Source organism: Microbacterium sp. NC79, assembly GCF_019061125.1.
GTDB lineage: Bacteria > Actinomycetota > Actinomycetes > Actinomycetales > Microbacteriaceae > Microbacterium.
Window position 1 is genome coordinate 938,311 of the sequence record NZ_JAHQYI010000001.1, and the last position, 17,106, is coordinate 955,416.

Here is a 17,106-nt window from a genome sequence, read left to right on the forward strand (position 1 = left end):
CGACTACGGGGCAGACTCGGCGGTTTCGGGTGCAGCGGCTTCGGGGGTGCTGGTTTCGGGGGTGACGGCGGCTTCGGGGGCGAGCTCTTCACGCAGACGCGGCTCTACGCGGTGCTCCGGGCGCAGGCCCGACTTGTCAGCGTAAAACGCGCGGATCTTGTCCATGTCGGCGGGCAGATCACCGGTGAGTTCCAGCGTCGGGCCGAGACCCGTCGTCATCGTCGTGCGGTCAACGTATCCGAGCGTCACGGGCATGCCGGTCTCGCGGGCAATGCGGTAGAAGCCGCTCTTCCAGTACGAGTGCCCCTTGCGCGTGCCGTCAGGCGTTACGACCAAGCTGAAGACTTCACCGGACTTGATACGAGAAACAACCTCATCGACGAGGCCAGCGGGATTCTTCCGGTCGACCGGAATGCCGCCGAGCTTTCGCATGATCGGCCCGCGCCAGCCCGTGAACAGGCTGTCTTTGCCGAGCCAGCGCACATCGATGCGCAGCCGCCAAGAGATCGCGAGCATGAGAACGAAATCCCAGTTCGACGTGTGCGGAGCGCCCAGCAGAATGGTCGGGCGGTCGGGGGCGGGGCGCGTCACAAGCTTCCACCGTGACAACGACCAGTACACGCGCGCAAGGAATCGGGTCATCTTTCCACGCTACGACACCCGCTGAGGTCCTAAGGGCGAGATTGCGGCAATACCGATCACGATTAGCGCACGCTTTGTGATGCGTGTGCTGAGTGTCGGTGCCCGCTTGTATCGTCGTGCGCATGGCGACCCTGAGCGACGTGCGGCGAATTGCAGCTGAGCTGCCCGGCAGCGAAGAGCGCGCCACAACGGGCGGTGCAGCCTGGTTTGTGCGTAACAAGATCTTCGCGTGGGAGGGCCATCCCTGGCCGAGCATTCCAGCGGCCGCGCGCGAAATCATCGCGAACGAACTCGTTCTTGTCGTTAAAATATCCGACCAGATTGAGGCCCGCGCGTTACGGCACATGAATCCCGCCGTCTTTCTGCCCGAAACGACGAAGTGGTCGGAACCAAAGATCGCGTTCCGCATGGAGGGGATCGACGTCGACCACTTGGGGGAGTTGGTCATCGAGGCGTGGCGCCTCCAAGCACCGCAATACTTGCGCCGCGAATACGACGCCCAACACCCCGCGGTCAATTAGCCGGCTCGATAGCCTCAGCCAGATTCGCTGTCGCGGCGACCGACTCGACGTCGACAGGGTCTAGCAGACGCGACATCAACAGGCTCGCGGCGCAGCCGAGCATGACGATGGCGGCGCTCACGATCAGCAGACGGTAATCCAGCACCAATGCGAGGCCGGCACCGGTGGCGAGTGACGCAGTGGAACCCGAGCAGCGGAACCCGAGCAGCGGAACCCGAGCAACGGAACCCGAGCAGGGGCATCATGGGGGCGGAACCAGGAATGACGGATCCAGGAAGCAGGAGCGGACGGAACCAGGGGGGCCCGACATGTGACGGCGTATTGCGGCATGTGTCGTCACAAAGCGCACCGCGTCCGTGGTGGAGTGACGATGCTGGGGTGACACTCATCACTCCGGACGAACTCGTGGCCCTCAGGCAAACGGGTGCCGGAGTATGTCTGCTTGACGTGCGGTGGCGCCTGGACGAGCCCGAGGGGCGTCCGGCATATCTAGATGGCCACATCCCGGGCGCGATCTACGTCGACCTGGAGGCAGAACTTGCCGAGCGGCCAGACCCGCAGTGGGGGCGGCATCCGTTGCCCACCCACCGCAGGCTGCAGCGCGCCGCACGACGATGGGGCCTCCAGCCCGACGACATTGTGGTCATCTACGACGACCTGCAGTCGGTTGCCGCGGCTCGTGCCTGGTGGCTCCTGGTGAACTCGTCGGTCGCCGACGTGCGCATCCTCGATGGCGGGCTTCGAGCCTGGCTCGCGGCCGGGTATGACCTGGTGACGGGGGATGCGCAGCCGCCACCTGGCACTGCGATTCTCAGCCCGCTCACGGCACCGATTGTCGGTATTGATCGCGTGGATCCGCCTGCACCCGGAACCATCCTGCTCGACGTGCGTGCGCCGGAGCGGTATCGGGGCGCACCGGCGACGGGGGAGCGCGTGAGCGGGCACATTCCGGGTGCCATCAATCTGCCAACGACCACCCACCTGGATGCCGGACGGTTCCGTTCTCCTGAGGTCATTTCGCGACTGTTCGCGGCACAGGGCATCGGAGCACAGACGCAGGCCATCGCCTATTGCGGTTCCGGTATCGCCGCCACCCACACGATCTTCGCGGGCTGGCTCATCGGCCTCGACATTGCGCTCTTTCCCGGCGGCTGGTCACAGTGGCAGCACGCCCGCGGGCGCTGGGCAGTCGAGGGCGACGCCGCAGACGGTACCCGCACGCGTATCTAGTCGGCGTTTTGTGACGTGGCGTGACGACACGTTTCGCACCGTGTCACAACGTGAAACTGCGTGACTTTTTGCGTTTCGGCGAGCGAACAGTGCTCCTAGCGTGGACACCCTCGTGACAGTCACGAGATCCACGACAGGAGGACCCTCATGCCCCGCACCGCCATCCGCGCGATCGCCGGTACCGCCATGTTCGCAACGGCGTTGTCCCTCATGTCGTGCGCCTCTGCGCCGACGCCCGGTGGCGAAGCCGCCGAGGTCGGATCCCCGGTCGCCGGTGGGTCGCTGGTTTACCTCGAATATCAGCCGTACACGAACCTCTACCCGCCGCAGGGTGGCTTTTACCCGAACGGCGCGCTGCTCAACAACATCACAGCCCGACTCACGTGGCAGAACCCCGAAACACTTGAGATCGAGCCGTGGGTGGCCTCGGACTGGAGCGTAAACGCGGACGCCACGGAATACACGTTCAACCTGCGCGACGACGTCACGTTCTCGGACGGCACCGTGCTCGATGCGGCGGCCGTGGCAAAGAACTTCGATGTCTACGGTCTCGGCGACGCAGAAAAGGGCCTCACGGTTTCGGAAGCGATCAACAACTACGCATCGAGCGAGGTTGTCGATGCCGACACGGTGACGTTCCGCTTCTCCGCTCCCGCGCCCGGCTTCCTGCAGGCAACCTCAACCAACAATTCAGGGCTGCTCTCGCCGGAAACCCTCGATCGCACCCTGGAAGAGCTCGGGGCGGGCAACGCCACAGACATCATCGGTGCCGGCCCTTTCGTGGTCTCTGACGAGAAGCTCGGCACCGAAATCACACTGACGGCGCGTGAGGACTATGACTGGGCGCCGGAAAGCCTGGAGCATGACGGTCGCGCGTACCTGGATGAGGTCAAGATCCTGATCACGCCGGAAGACTCGGTGCGCATCGGATCGCTCCTTGCCGGTCAAGCCGACTACATCCGTTACGTGCAGTCGTTCGATGAGCCGCGCGTCGAATCGAGCGGATTCACGCTGTACGCACCGCAAACACGCGGCGTGAACAACTCGCTCAGCCTGCGGTTCACGAACCCGATCCTGAGTGATCTGAAGGTTCGGCAGGCGTTGGTCGCTGCCGTCAACGCACAAGAGGTGGTCGACACGGTGTTCACCGCGAACTATCCGGTGGCAACCTCCGCGCTGAGCGCGACGGCTCTCGGCTACGTCGACCACAGCGCCGACTACGCCTTCGATGCGGAACGTGCCGAGAAGCTTCTTGATGAGGCGGGCTGGACGCTCGGCAGCGATGGCATCCGCGAGAAGGACGGCGTGAAGCTCTCGCTCGACGTGTACGAGGCTAAGCCGCAACCGCAGTCGAAGCAGACGCTCGAACTCGTGTCACAGCAGTTGAAGAAGGTTGGCGTTGAGTTGAACGTGCTTTCTGGCGATGCCGGAACCTACGCGGAAGACATCAAAGATGCGCTGAAGACCCCGCTGTACCACTCGATGGTCGGACGCGCGGATTACGACGTCATCAAGAGTCAGTACCACTCGAAGAACCGCAACACGCTGCTCTCCAACGACGCCGAACTTGACCGCCTCCTGGAGGTCGTCGCTTCCGAGCCTGATGCCGCCAAGCGTGCCGAGGCGACGGCAGCCGTTCAGCAGTACCTCGTTGACCAGGCGTATGTGATTCCGCTGTTCGAAGAACCGCAGGTGTACGGTGCCGCGCCCTACGTGCACGGCATCAGCTTCGAGTCGGTTGCGCGTCCCAGCTTCTATGACGTCTGGCTGAGTGCGCACTAATGCGGTACATCACACGACGTGTCGGGCAGGCGGCGATCGTTCTGGTCGCCGCCTTCACGGCCACGTTCTTCCTGCTGCAGGCGCTGCCGGGAGACGCGATTCTGATCAAGTATGAGAACCCGGAACTCGGACTCACGCCAGAACAGATCGCCTCGATCCGTGTCGCTTACGGAGCCGACACCCCCGCGTGGGAGCAATATCTGCACACGCTGGCTGGCTACCTCACCGGCGATTTCGGCTACTCCACCCAGTACGGCACCGGCGTGCTGCGGCTCATCGCCGAAGCGCTCCCGGAAACTCTCGCGCTCGCGGGGTGGGGCTTCACACTCGCGGTCGTTCTCGCATTCGCCCTCGCGTTCCTGGCAACGCTCGCACCATTCGCGTGGCTGCGCTCGGCGTTGCACTCGCTGCCAGCGCTGCTGGTTGCCGTCCCCGTGTTCTGGATCGGAATCCTGCTCATCCAAACCTTCTCGTTCGGGCTCGGCTGGGTACCGATCATCGGAGCCGACCCCGTACAGGCGCTCATTCTGCCGGTGATCACCCTCGCGGTTCCGATCTCCGCTCCGCTTGCGCAAATCCTGTTGCGCAGCATCGATGAGGTCAGCCTGCAACCGTTCATCACGGTCATTCGGGCAAAGGGGGCGGCACCGTGGTGGGTGCTCACGCGCTCGGTGCTGCGCAACGCAATTCTGCCGACCATCACGATTGCCGGCATCCTGTTCGGCGAGCTCATCGGCGGCGCGGTCGTCACCGAGACGGTGTTCGGCCGCAACGGCATCGGACGGTTGACGGAACAGGCGGTCGCCAATCAAGACATTCCGGTGTTGCAGGGGGTGGTGCTGCTGGCAGCTCTCACCTTCGTGATCGTGAACCTCATCGTCGATCTCGTCTTCCCGCTGCTCGACCCACGACTGCGTACTGGGCGCGTCACGCGTGCCGTCATCGCACACCGAGAGGAGGCGCTCGTATGAGTACCTCCACTGTGACCTCGGCGGTTGCCGAGCAAGACATCGTTGCTCAGGCAGATGTTACGGAACAACTCGCCACCACCGCGCAACCCGCGACGACGGCGCGGCGCCGCTTTGTGGTTCCGCCCATCGGCCTCATTTTGGCAACCATCGTGCTGCTCCTCGTCGTCGCGTGGGCGTTTGCTCCCGCCCTGTTTACCGGCCACGACCCGCTCACGGGCGTGCCCGCTGAGAAGCTCCAGGCACCCAGCATCGTGCACCCCTTCGGCACCGATTCTCTCGGTCGCGACCTGCTCGCCCGCGTGATCTATGGTTCCGTCCACTCGCTCACCGGCGCGCTCATCGCCGTGCTGGTGGGGCTCGTTGTCGGCACCGGGCTCGGCGTTATCGCTGGCTCCCTCGGCGGCATCGTCGATGACATCGTGATGCGGATCGTCGATGTGCTGCTGTCGATTCCGTCACTGCTGCTGTCGCTGTCGATCATTATTCTGCTGGGCTTCGGAACCGTGAATGCGGCGATTGCCGTCGGTATCGGCTCCATCGCCGCGTTCGCGCGCCTCGTGCGCAGCGAGGTGGTGAAGGTGCGGGCCAGCGACTACGTTGAGGCGGCGTTCGGAAGCGGCGGAACCACCCTGCAAGTGCTCACGCGGCATGTGCTGCCGAACTCGCTGACGTCGGTGTTTGCTCTGGCGGCACTGCAGTTCGGTACCGCAATCCTCGCGATCTCCACCCTCGGCTTCCTGGGCTACGGTGCACCGCCGCCGACGCCCGAATGGGGCCTGCTCATCGCGGAGGGGCGCAACTACGTGGCAACCGCGTGGTGGTTGACCACCCTGCCCGGACTCATCGTTGTCGCGGTTGTGGTCAGCGCCAACCGGGTCAGCTCGGCCCTGGGAAGGAAGACCTCATGAGCCTGCTCGACATTTCTGACCTCGTCGTCTCGTACCGCGCCGGTCGCGAGCGCCGCCAGGCCCTGCACGGTGTCTCGCTCCGCATCGCGGAGGGAGAGGCAACGGCGCTCGTCGGTGAGTCCGGTTCTGGCAAGACGACGACAGCGCAGGCCGTGCTTGGCTTACTGCCAGCCGGCGCCCGGATCGACTCCGGAACCATTGCGCTCGGTGAGCAGGTCATCTCGACCTGGCCGGAGCGACGGCTGGCCACGGTGCGCGGGGCGCACATCGGCCTGATTCCGCAAGACCCGGTTTCTTCACTTGACCCGGTGCGCACGATCGGCGTGCAGGTGGGGGAGATCCTTCGCGTGCACGGCGAACGGGATCGTCCAACAATCCGCAAGCGGGTGCTGGAGTTGCTCGACCGCGTCGGCCTAGACGACCCGGTACGCCGGGCTGCGCAATACCCGCACCAACTGTCCGGCGGCATGCGCCAGCGCGTGCTGATTGCGACCGCCGTCGCCCTGCAACCACGGCTATTGATCGCCGATGAGCCGACCAGCGCGCTTGACGCCACCGTCGCCCGCCGCATTCTCGACCTGATCGATGAACTGCGCGCCGAGCAAGGCACCGCCGTGCTTCTGGTGACGCACGACCTCGCGGTCGCCGCCTCCCGCGCTGACCGCCTCGTGGTTCTCAACGGCGGGCGAGTCGTTGAAGCGGGGGCTGCCCGAGACATTCTGCAAAACCCGCAGGATGCCTACACCCGCCAACTGCTCGCGGATGCTCCGGCGCTCGCGGCAGAGGGGTTCCGGCGCATTCCGGCACCGCTGTACCTGCGCGAAGCCGCCGTCGTTGCCGCCGAAAAAGTGAATGCGATCGAGGTGAGTTCGCTGACGAAGACATTCCACACTCGTGGGGCGAGCGATTTCCGTGCGGTGGATGACGTGTCGTTTGCGGTGCGCCGCGGAACCACGCATGCGCTGGTGGGGGAATCCGGGTCAGGTAAAACCACAACGGCACGCATCATTGCCGGGTTCTTGCGCCCCGACGGTGGCACCGTCAGCGTCGCTGATCGTGACGTCACGGCGCTTGCGGGGCGAGAGCTTCGCGATTACCGTCGCACGCTCCAACTCGTGTATCAGAACCCGTTTTCGTCGTTGGATCCGCGTCAGCGCATCGCAAACATCGTGGCGGAACCACTGCACAACTTCGGGGTCGGTACGCGAACGGAGCGCACGCAGCGCGTGGCTGACCTGATCGACCGCGTTGCGCTGCCTGCTTCGGTGCTGACCCGCACGGCGGCCGAGCTTTCCGGAGGACAGCGTCAGCGCGTCGCGATTGCTCGGGCGCTGGCCGCCCACCCGCAGGTGGTGGTGCTCGACGAGGCCGTTTCAGCCCTCGACGTGACCGTGCAGGCGCGCATTCTCGAGCTCCTTGTCAGCCTCCAGCACGAGCTGGGGCTGACCTACCTGTTCATTTCGCACGACCTGTCGGTGGTGCGCTCTCTCAGCCACACGGTGTCGGTCATGCAGCGCGGTCGCGTTGTCGAATCCGGCACCACCGAGGCCATCTTTACGCAACCCACACACGACTACACGAAGGAACTGCTTGGCGCTGTTCCTTCCCGATCGGAGGTATTGGCATGACCGCTCCCACCCTCGCGTTCTTCACGCGACTTCTCGACGACGCACCGCCCGCCGAGCGCTACCGTCTCGCAACCGAACAGATCCAGCACGCTGAACGCTTCGGCGTCGGCCGCGTCTGGGTCGCGCAACACCACTTCCGTGCCGCGGAAGGCGGGCTGCCTTCCCCCTTCGTATTCCTCACGCATGCTGGCGCGCACACCTCGACCATCCGCCTCGCCACCGGCATCATCACGCTGCCGCTGGAAGATGCGGTGAAGGTGGCGGAGGATTCCGCCGTTGCCGATCTGCTCACCGGCGGGCGCATCGACCTCGGTATGGGCAGCGGCGGAACGCCCTCCTCCTTCCTGCCGTTCGGACAAGACCCGGCCAATAAGGCCGCGGTCTTCGACGACAAGCTCGCCCTGTTGCGCGGCGCCTACCGCGGCAATGAACTGCCGGGTGCGAACCACCTGTACCCGGCGGCGCCGCACCTCGATGAGCGCATTTGGCAGGCCACGTTCTCTGCGTTTGGTGGCGCTCGCGCCGGTGCCGCTGGCGATGGACTGTTGCTATCGCGCACGCAACCGCGCCCTGTTGACGCCCCGACGGCCTCGCTTGCCGACATCCAGGTTCCGATCATCGAGCAGTATCGCGGCGCTCTGCCTGACGACACAGCCCCGCGCATCACCGCATCCCGCACAGTGTTCGTCGCCGACAGCCGCGAGGAAGCGCTCCGGTTTGCCGAGATCGGATTGACGCGCGCCGTCGCCGGCTTCCGTCGCCAGGGTCAGGCGATCGTCGGAGACACCCTGGAGGACTACATCCGCGGTACCGATACGCACATCGGAACCCCGGAGCAGGTCGCCGAGTCGTTGGCCGCCGATGCAACGCTCGCGCACGCGACTGAAATTGCCTTTCAGGTGCACTCTGTCGATGCTCCGCACGAGCACATTCTGCGCTCGATCGAACTGTTTGCCACCGAGGTTGCGCCCCAGCTGGGGTGGGCCAGAACCGAACCCGCGCTCGCTGGCGCAGGGCAGGAGATTTCATGACCACCGTCGATATTGTTGACGACCTTATCGGCGCGACGCCGGAGCTTCGGGCGCTGCGCGAGCGCCGACCCGTCACGATCGAACAGCTGCAGGCGAGCTTTGACGCGCTGTTTTCCCCGGTCTCTGACGAGCACGTTTCACTCACCGAACGTGACTACATCGCCGCGTTTGCAACACGGCTTACGGCGGATGATGCCGTTGCCGAGTTCTACGCGGAGCGGGCCCTTTCGCGCGACGCGCAACGTGGCTCCGATGTTCTCGCGTACGCGGCGGAATACGCGACCGCTGGTCCATTTGGGAATTACCGGGAGGCTGGGCTCGCAGCGGAAAGCACGGACGGGGTGCGGCTTGTGCCGAACGCCGCCGATATCGCGCAGTTTGGCGAGCGATTGGCGGCGGCGCTCGCCCACACGCACCTGCTGGTGGTGCGGCCTCGGGAGGCTGATGACGCCGCGATCGCGGCATTAGTGGCTGCCGGGTGGAGCGCAGACGGCATCGTCACGCTGTCGCAACTGGTGGCTTTTCTCGCCTTCCAACAGCGCGTCATTACGGGCCTGCGGGCTATTCAGGAGGACATCGCATGACCGCCACGACCGTTGAGGTTCTGCACCACAAGGTCCACCACCCACACGCGTTCACGCGCGGGGAGGTGGGGTGGTTGCCGTGGCTGGAGCCGGTTGCGATCGACGCCCTGACGCCTCGCCACTACGAGGGTCTTGTTGATCGGGCGCGCGATCAGAGCGACTATTTTCGCCTGCTCGCACGTGACCCGGAGATTCTGCGCGCGCGCACGCTCGTCGATAAAGACATCTTCTACAACGCGAAAGATGGCCTGCCGCGTGCCGAGCGCGAGCTCGCGGCTGCTGCCGCATCGCGTATCAACGGCTGTGTGTTTTGCGCGTCGGTGCACGCGCGGTTTGCGGCGCACTTTCTGAAGGAGACGGCGCCCGTCGATGCGCTGCTGGCTGACGGGCAACTGGCCGATCTCGGTCCGCGGTTGAATGCGCTGGTGGAGGCCTCGGCGGCGCTGACCACGGTACCGACCGTGTTTGGTGCCACGGAGGTGCGGGCGCTGCGGGCAGCGGGATTCACGACAGACGAGATCGTCGATATCGTGCACTCAACCGCGTTCTTCAACTGGGCGAACCGCCTGATGCTGTCGATCGGGAGACCGGTGGCGCCCGCTGGGGAGTAAGGACGCCACCAACAAGCGGGGGCGGAACCACATGGTTCCGCCCCCGTCGTCTTGTTAAGTGGCTACGACGGTTGGTGTGACGACAAGCTCTTCGTCGGGGTCGACAAGCTTTTCGTCTTGGGCTGGGAAGACTACCTTCTGCACGATGATCAGGATGCTGGCGGCAACCGGCACGGCGACGAGTGCGCCGAGCACCTGGCCGATGGCGGCGCCACCGACGGCGGCGATCACGACGAGCGCGCCGGGGATGGAGACCGCCTTGTTCATGATGCGCGGGCTCAGCACGTACGCCTCAATCTGCATGTAAATCAGGTACCAAATACCGGAAACGATCGCTGTCAGCGGCGACGCGATGAGGCAAATGAGGGAAATGATGATTGCTGCGGTGATGGTTCCGACCATGGGGATCATGGAACCAATGAAGGCGATCAGTGCGAGAAGCGCGGGCATCGGGGCACCGATGATCAGCATCAGGATGAGCGTCAGTACGCCGTTGATGGCCGCGAGGCTGGCCTGACCGACAACGTAGCGTCCGACGGCACCGGAGACATCGTCAACGAGGCCGGAGAACTGCTGACGGTTGTAGGCAGGAACGAAGCGAGCCGCGGTGTTCTTCATGGCGCGCAGCGATGCGATGAAATACAGCGTGAGAATCAGCACGACGATTGTGCCGGTGACGGCGGATGCAATTCCGCCGGTGACCGCGCCAACGCCGCCAATGATGCCAAGAATGTTTTGAGGGTCTTGGAAGAATTTGAGGCCGTCAGTCAGCATGGAGCCAATCTGATCGCCGTAGTCGTTCTGGATCTGCTTGTACCAGTCGGACGCCATGATGTCGTTGACGAGGTTGGGGAGGGACTCTGCGAGGTTGGCGATTTGCTCGACGATGACCGGGATGATCGCGACGAGGATGCCTGCGAAGACCGCGAGGACTCCGAGAACGACGGCGGCGATGGCCGCTGGGCGCGGAATTTTGCGCTCCATCGCGGTCACGATGGGGTCAAGGCCCAGGGAGATAAAGAGCGCGATACCGATGTACAGCAGCACGGTGCCGAGCTGGTTGATGAGGCCGCCGAGCACGAGCGCGCCGATCACGCCCAGGGTGGCGAGAAAGCCCCACACAAACGGTTTGACCCGATGTTTGCCACTCAGAATTTCGTGGGCTACGCTTGGCTGCTTTGCGGTCTCGGAGCGCTTGCGCATTGTTGTTCCTGTCTCGGCGGGGTGTCGGCGCCACGCGTAATGTCGAAGGGGTCTCGATGAAGCCCACATTCATGCCGTTCGTGCCGTCACGCTAGGGTAACGCAATGCCCCAATCAATCGGGGAATTTGGCCTCGTGGGGTGAATATCGGGTTAGCATGGCCACATGACGACTCCTACTCCTGCGACGCCGGTTCAGCCTCTGGCTCCCGTGGCAGACGCACTGAACCTGCTGAACATCGAGACTGAGGCTGGCGGCTCCTGCTGCGGCGGTAGCAACTGCTGCGGCTAAGTAGCCCTCGCAAACGAAAGCGGCGGATCACACGATGTGATCCGCCGCTTTGCTGTTGTTAGAACGCGGGCGAGTCTGCGTTGGAAGTAGACGCGGACTCTGACGGCGGTGCGCCATGGCCGGCTCCGAGATCGTCGGCTGGCTTTCGTACGAGGAAAGCGAGCGCAACGATAGGGATCGAGATCAGCGCAGCCAGCAGGAATGCCGCACGCGTGCCCTCAGCGCCAGCCAATGGTTCCGCCACTCCGGTCTCGACAACTGTGGACGTCACACTTGTCATCACGGTGATGAGTACAGCCACGCCTGCGGCACCGGCGACCTGCTGAATCGTGGAGATCACGGCCGAACCGTGCGAGTAGAACTGTGGCTTCACCGACCCGAGGGCCGAGGTAAACAGCGGGGTGAACGCCATGGCCAGACCAATAGAGAGCAGCGTCTGCGCGACGACAATCACCCACGCCTCGGTCGTTGGGGTGAGCGCAGTCGCATAGAACCACAGCACCGCGCTGGTCAGCATGGTTCCGGGAACCATCAGAATACGTGGCCCGACCGCGTCGTAAATGCGGCCAATGACCGGGCCAAGGAGTCCCATCGCGATCGCACCAGGGAGCATCATCAGACCGGTTTGCTTCGCGTCGAACGGCGCCACACCCTGCAGATACAGCGGCAACACCGTGAGGGCCCCAAAGAATCCGAGCGAGAGCAGGAGCATCATCACGGTCGCGATCGTGAAGTTCTTCGACAGGAAGACTCGCAGATCAAGCAGGGCGTCGTTGATGCGCTGCAGAGAAATCTGACGCCAAATGAACAGCGCGAGGGAGATAGCACCGACCGACAGCGCGATCGTCATGGTCATCGTCGACGCCGCCTGCGCGGTGGCGATCTCGGCGGCCGATGCCGTCGGGTCAGGGTGCGCGCCGCCAACCTGCGATACGCCGTAGACCAGGCCACCGAATGCGAACGCCGACAGAATCACGCTCAGCACGTCAAGCGGTGCCTTCGAGGGCGTGCCGGTGTTCACCATGAACTTGGCCCCCGCAAGCAGCGCGAGAATGGCGATCGGCAGCACGACGCCAAAGACCCAACGCCAGCCCCACGTATCAAGAATGAAGCCGGCCATCGTCGGCCCGATTGCCGGCGCCAACGACATCACGATGCTGACACGACCCATGAAACGGCCGCGCGAGGCGGGCGGAACCAGGGTCATCGTTGTGGTCATCAGGAGCGGCATCATGATGGCCGTGCCCGAAGCCTGCACAACGCGGGCGACCAGGAGCATCGGAAAGCCGGTGGCAAGGAAGGCGACTGCCGTGCCTGTCGTGAATAGGCCCATCGCGAGCAGAAACACCTGCCGTGTAGTGAGGCGTTGCAACATATAGCCGGTCGTCGGAATGACGACAGCCATGGTCAACATGAACGCGGTTGTCAGCCACTGTGCGTCGGTGGCCAGAATGCCAAGATCATCGATCAGGTGCTTGATAGCCACACCCATCGTGGTCTCATTCAGGATCGCGACAAACGCCGCGCCAAGCAGCAAAGCGATGAGCCGCTTGTCGCGTGACGACATAGTCGTCGGGGGTCCTGCGGTGACGGAAGTCATGTGTGTATGTCTCTCGGAATGTGGCCGGGAAGCGGCGGGAACCATTGTGCGACGAGGGTCGGACATTGGCGGATGAATCATGCGCTTCAACGGATGTGAAGCAAAAAATGTTCCCTTTGCGGGCAGATGAAATTGTGACGTGCCATGATGGGCGCAGATCGACGCGGAAATCGGCAGAAGGAACAGTTTACGCAGGTGTCAGCGCTCAATCAATCAGGCGGGAGTGTGCGAATGAAAGCAACGGCACGATGGGCACGGTTGATCGTTGGCGCGCTTGTCGGCCTCGGTGTTGCGCTCCTGACCGGGCCATGGCTGGGGCTCTGGGCTGGCGTTCTGGCCGGATGGGCAGCCGCCGCTGTGACCGTCGTGACATGGATCTTGCTTGTGACGTGGCCGATGGATGGCGATGCCACTCGCGGCCACGCGACGCAGGAAGATCCCGGCCGCCGGGTCGCCAGGCTGGTCTCGACGCTCGGGGCATTGGCGAGCCTCGGTGGCGTCGTCGTGGTGCTGATGGAACGGCCATCATCAGGAACGGGCGCGCGCAGCGTGTGGATTGCGGTCATCGTGCTGCTCGCCGTGGTGTCGTCGTGGTTCCTCATTCAGGTCGACTCCATGTTGCGCACGGCGCGCATGTATTACACCGACCCGGTCGGTGGCATCGAATTTCATCAGACCGAACCACCCGCCTACACCGACTTCGCATACGTGTCGTTTGGCCTGGGGCTGACCTACCAGGTCGCCGACACCGACGTGCAACGCACCGAATTTCGCCGTGCCTTCTTGATCCAGTCACTGATCGCCTACCTCTTTGGAGCAGTCATTCTCGCCACGATCATCAATCTCATCACCTCGCTCGGATGACCGATCTTTCGCATCTGTGCGCTGGTTCCGCCTCGGTGTCTGAGGCTGTCGGTAGGGTCATCACATGAGCATGGGTGGCGGCATGGGCCGCGGTGGCGGCGGTGGTTTCCGCGGTGTCGACGCCGCGGCGCAGCGGAAAGAAAACGCGAGCGCGCCCCGCATCGAGGGTTTACGCGGTCGCATTCTCGCGCTGTTTCGCCCGTACCGCGGCCGCATCATCATCACGATGTCACTTGTCGTGGTCGGCGCAGCGATCGGGGTGATCCCGCCGCTCATCATTCAACGCATTTTTGATGATGCGCTCTTCCCACCTGCCGGGCACCCCAACATGTCTCTGCTTGGCGTGCTTGTCGCTGTCATGGTCGGACTCTTCGTTCTCGGTGCCCTGGTCGGCGTTGCGCAAACATGGTTCACCGCGACGGTCGGTAATGCGGTCACGGGCGATTTGCGCGTGAGCCTCTTTCAGCACCTGCAATCGATGGAGCTGGGGTTCTTCACGCGCACGAAGACCGGCGTTATTCAGTCGCGTCTGCAAAACGACGTGGGCGCGGTGAGCGGCGTGCTAACGAACACCGTGACGAGCATTCTGGGCAATACGGTGACGGTGATTGCGGCGCTTGTCGCCATGATCCTCATTGATTGGCGTCTCACGATACTTGCGGTCGTGCTCATGCCGATCCTCGCGCTCGTACAGCGCCGCGTTGGGCAAGTGCGGGCGCGGATCGCCGGTCAGACGCAAGAGTCGCTGAGTGAGCTCAGCGCCATTACGCAAGAGACGCTGAGCGTTTCGGGCATTTTGCTGTCGAAGTCGTTCAATCGAGAGCGCACCGAGTCTGACCGCTACCGGGCGGAGAACACCAATCAGGTGCGCCTGCAGGTGAAACGCGCGATGAGTGGTCAGGGCTTCTTCACCGTCGTTCAGGTGTTGATGGCTAGCGTGCCCGCTGTGGTGTACCTGGTGTCTGGCTGGTTGCTGGGGGCGGGGTCGCCGACGATCACCGCCGGAACCATCGTGGCGTTCACGACGGTACAGGCGCGACTGCTGCAACCACTCATGGGGCTTATGCGCGTCGCGCTCGACATTCAAACGTCGTCGGCGGTGTTCGCGCGAATTTTTGAGTACCTCGACCTCAAACCGGCCATCACCGACGCCCCGAATGCGATCGCGGTGGCTGACGCCCCCGGCCCGCTGGGCCGCGTCGCATTCCGCGACGTGCAGTTTCGTTACCCCGACTCATCTGACGACCTCGCGCCTACGCTCCGCGGCATTTCGTTCGTTGCCGAACCCGGCCAGCACGTAGCGTTCGTGGGGCCGAGTGGTGCGGGTAAATCGACCGTGCTGTATTTGGCACCGCGGTTTTATGAGGCAACCGCTGGTTCCGTGGAGTTTGCCGGAGCCGATGTGCGCCATCTCATCCACGAATCGATCATCGACCATGTCGGCATCGTGTCGCAGGAGACCTATCTGTTCCACGCGACGATTCGCGAGAACCTGCGCTACGCCAAACCCGACGCCACCGACGCCGAGGTGGAAGGGGCGTGTCGTGCCGCAAACATTCATCACGTCATTGAGAGCTTTGAGCACGGCTATGACACGGTCGTGGGGGAGCGCGGATACCGCCTCTCCGGTGGTGAGAAACAGCGCATCGCGATCGCGCGGGTGCTGCTGAAAGATCCGCCCGTCATTTTGCTGGATGAGGCAACCAGCGCGCTTGACACCGTTTCGGAACGCGTCGTGCAATCGGCCCTTGATGCGGCATCACGCGGACGAACCACACTGTCGATCGCGCACCGGTTGTCTACCGTCATTCACGCCGACATCATCCACGTGATTCAGGCTGGTCGCATCGTCGAGTCAGGCACGCACGCCGAACTCATCGCGCACGATGGGCTTTACGCGGAGCTCGCCGCGCAACAGATCGCGGCGTCCCGCATTTTGGACGATGAGTCGGGCGAGCGCGCCGATCGCGCGCCAGCCGATGACGATACGTCCGCGGCCGACAGTCTGCGCGGTTCCGCGCTGGGGCTCGCCATGGGCGTGGGCGCGACGCAGGTTCCCGGGCTCAGCGATGAGCAAGCCGAGGCCGACTTAGATACCGGAACCATTCGGGTCGACCCGTAATCGGAGCCGTTGCGCTGACCCAGAGCTTTCGCGCTCACCGGGTACTGGTGCGCGCGTTTGCCAGGCTGGCCGCAGCGCTACCCCCAGGCCACGACGCGGTCGTACACCGCGCCGAGAGTGGGAGCGTCTGGATCATTCGGGTTCGCGGGTGACTGCGTGCGCAACGCCCGGTCCGCTGGCGTGGGCGCGAGGGAACGGGCGAACTCTCCGAGCAGTGACCGTGACTCCGGAGCCAGGTCAAGAATGATCGCGAGGCGCGGGAGATCCATCCGCAAAATCTGGGTGGTCCGCGCGGCGGTTGCTGCCGGAGACGCCTTGCGAAGCACAGCGAGCCCGGCCGTCATTTGTTCGACGCAGTCGGCCAGCACACGCGGGTCTGCCTCGCGCTGCGTAATGCTGGTGCCGTCCGCTCGAATTCGCCACTCGACAAACACCTTGTCGAGGAGATCGATGCCACGAGCCGCCGCATAGAGCTGCTGCGCCACGACCTGATCTTCGTACAGCACGCCCTCCGGAAAACGGGTGCCGGTACGCGTCCAGAGGCGATGGCGACTCACTTTCGACCAGGCCACGATGTTGCCCACCACCGCCGGGTGCTCGGCGAGCGTGACGCCGGCTTGTGCGGGCGTGACCGAGGCGCGCACCCATGGCTGCACGTCACCACACGCCCACGCGCCGTCGACCTCACGAAGCCGCACATAGGTTCCGACCGCCATCTCACTGCCGGAGTTCTCGAGACTCGAAATGGCGTGCGCCAGAGCATGCGGGCGCATCACGTCATCAGCGTCCAAGAACGCGACATACTCGGTGTCAACAAGCGACAAGCCGTGATTACGTGCGGCGCCAAGGCCGAGGGAATCGGGATGCCACACGGCCTGGAACCGCGCATCGGTGTCGGCGTAATGGCGAAAGATTGCTCCCGTCTCATCAACGGATCCGTCATCGATCAGGATGGCGCGGAACCGCGGCTCGGTTTGCGCGAGGAGGGAGTCGAGCGCGGCGGGGGCGAGGGCCGCAATATCGCGCCCGGCAACGATCACGGTCACCACAGCAGGAAGCACTATTTGATCCTACGGCCGTGCCGTCGACGCGGGCGTGAGGACGGGACTGGGAGAACGC

17 protein-coding genes are annotated in these 17,106 nt (G+C 64.0%); 12 read left to right on the forward strand and 5 right to left on the reverse strand.

The annotated features are described in order from the left end of the window. Positions 1-3: 3 nt before the first annotated feature. Entirely contained in the window at positions 4-642 is a 639-nt protein-coding gene (locus KTJ77_RS04145; protein WP_217337224.1) for a 1-acyl-sn-glycerol-3-phosphate acyltransferase, read from the reverse strand. A gap of 122 nt (positions 643-764) precedes the next feature. Between KTJ77_RS04145 and KTJ77_RS04150 the strand changes: the two genes are divergently transcribed. Continuing rightward, a complete protein-coding gene (locus tag KTJ77_RS04150) occupies positions 765-1,163 on the forward strand; it encodes an MmcQ/YjbR family DNA-binding protein (RefSeq protein WP_217337225.1) in 399 nt (132 codons plus the stop codon). Here the strand turns inward: KTJ77_RS04150 and KTJ77_RS13575 are convergent. Next, positions 1,156-1,284 (reverse strand): hypothetical protein, encoded by a 129-nt coding sequence (locus tag KTJ77_RS13575; RefSeq protein WP_302180713.1) that lies wholly within the window; start codon positions 1,282-1,284, stop codon positions 1,156-1,158. The two genes, KTJ77_RS04150 and KTJ77_RS13575, sit on opposite strands and share 8 nt — an antisense overlap. A gap of 257 nt (positions 1,285-1,541) precedes the next feature. Between KTJ77_RS13575 and KTJ77_RS04155 the strand changes: the two genes are divergently transcribed. From KTJ77_RS04155 to KTJ77_RS04190, 8 genes are all read left to right on the forward strand, one after another. Next, entirely contained in the window at positions 1,542-2,393 is an 852-nt protein-coding gene (locus KTJ77_RS04155) for a sulfurtransferase (protein ID WP_367948823.1), read from the forward strand. 147 nt (positions 2,394-2,540) lie between these two features. Further along, positions 2,541-4,175 carry a TIGR04028 family ABC transporter substrate-binding protein gene (locus KTJ77_RS04160; protein WP_217337227.1) on the forward strand — a complete coding sequence of 545 codons (1,635 nt, stop codon included), beginning with the start codon at positions 2,541-2,543 and terminating at the stop codon, positions 4,173-4,175. After that, on the forward strand, positions 4,175-5,146 hold the full coding sequence (locus tag KTJ77_RS04165) for an ABC transporter permease (protein ID WP_217337228.1): 972 nt from the start codon (positions 4,175-4,177) through the stop codon (positions 5,144-5,146). Before KTJ77_RS04160 ends, KTJ77_RS04165 begins: the two co-directional genes overlap by 1 nt. Next, on the forward strand, positions 5,143-6,054 hold the full coding sequence (locus KTJ77_RS04170) for an ABC transporter permease (RefSeq protein ID WP_217337229.1): 912 nt from the start codon (positions 5,143-5,145) through the stop codon (positions 6,052-6,054). The genes KTJ77_RS04165 and KTJ77_RS04170 overlap by 4 nt, the downstream gene beginning before the upstream one ends. Continuing rightward, positions 6,051-7,682, forward strand: a complete 1,632-nt coding sequence (locus tag KTJ77_RS04175) for an ABC transporter ATP-binding protein (protein WP_217337230.1) — start codon at positions 6,051-6,053, stop codon at positions 7,680-7,682. Before KTJ77_RS04170 ends, KTJ77_RS04175 begins: the two co-directional genes overlap by 4 nt. Beyond that, a complete protein-coding gene (locus KTJ77_RS04180) occupies positions 7,679-8,713 on the forward strand; it encodes a putative FMN-dependent luciferase-like monooxygenase (RefSeq protein WP_217337231.1) in 1,035 nt (344 codons plus the stop codon). The genes KTJ77_RS04175 and KTJ77_RS04180 overlap by 4 nt, the downstream gene beginning before the upstream one ends. Continuing rightward, on the forward strand, positions 8,710-9,297 hold the full coding sequence (locus KTJ77_RS04185) for a CMD domain protein (protein ID WP_217337232.1): 588 nt from the start codon (positions 8,710-8,712) through the stop codon (positions 9,295-9,297). Before KTJ77_RS04180 ends, KTJ77_RS04185 begins: the two co-directional genes overlap by 4 nt. Next, the gene (locus KTJ77_RS04190) at positions 9,294-9,908 is read left to right on the forward strand and encodes an alkylhydroperoxidase domain protein (RefSeq protein ID WP_217337233.1); all 615 of its coding nucleotides are present in this window, start codon (positions 9,294-9,296) and stop codon (positions 9,906-9,908) included. Before KTJ77_RS04185 ends, KTJ77_RS04190 begins: the two co-directional genes overlap by 4 nt. Positions 9,909-9,962: 54 nt before the next feature. Here the strand turns inward: KTJ77_RS04190 and KTJ77_RS04195 are convergent, their stop codons facing one another. Continuing rightward, positions 9,963-11,111 carry an AI-2E family transporter gene (locus tag KTJ77_RS04195; RefSeq protein WP_217337234.1) on the reverse strand — a complete coding sequence of 383 codons (1,149 nt, stop codon included), beginning with the start codon at positions 11,109-11,111 and terminating at the stop codon, positions 9,963-9,965. Between the two features lie 164 nt (positions 11,112-11,275). On the opposite strand from KTJ77_RS04195, the gene KTJ77_RS13580 reads away from it, so the two are divergent. After that, a complete protein-coding gene (locus KTJ77_RS13580) occupies positions 11,276-11,401 on the forward strand; it encodes a hypothetical protein (protein WP_302180714.1) in 126 nt (41 codons plus the stop codon). Between the two features lie 58 nt (positions 11,402-11,459). On the opposite strand, the gene KTJ77_RS04200 is transcribed toward KTJ77_RS13580, so the two are convergent. After that, positions 11,460-13,001, reverse strand: a complete 1,542-nt coding sequence (locus KTJ77_RS04200) for an MDR family MFS transporter (RefSeq protein ID WP_217337235.1) — start codon at positions 12,999-13,001, stop codon at positions 11,460-11,462. Between the two features lie 231 nt (positions 13,002-13,232). Between KTJ77_RS04200 and KTJ77_RS04205 the strand changes: the two genes are divergently transcribed. Continuing rightward, the gene (locus KTJ77_RS04205) at positions 13,233-13,865 is read left to right on the forward strand and encodes a DUF1345 domain-containing protein (RefSeq protein ID WP_217338327.1); all 633 of its coding nucleotides are present in this window, start codon (positions 13,233-13,235) and stop codon (positions 13,863-13,865) included. 64 nt (positions 13,866-13,929) lie between these two features. Continuing rightward, entirely contained in the window at positions 13,930-15,987 is a 2,058-nt protein-coding gene (locus tag KTJ77_RS04210) for an ABC transporter ATP-binding protein (RefSeq protein WP_217337236.1), read from the forward strand. Positions 15,988-16,064: 77 nt separating this feature from the next. On the opposite strand, the gene KTJ77_RS04215 is transcribed toward KTJ77_RS04210, so the two are convergent. Beyond that, positions 16,065-17,048 carry a glycosyltransferase family 2 protein gene (locus KTJ77_RS04215; protein ID WP_217337237.1) on the reverse strand — a complete coding sequence of 328 codons (984 nt, stop codon included), beginning with the start codon at positions 17,046-17,048 and terminating at the stop codon, positions 16,065-16,067. Positions 17,049-17,106 lie beyond the last annotated feature (58 nt).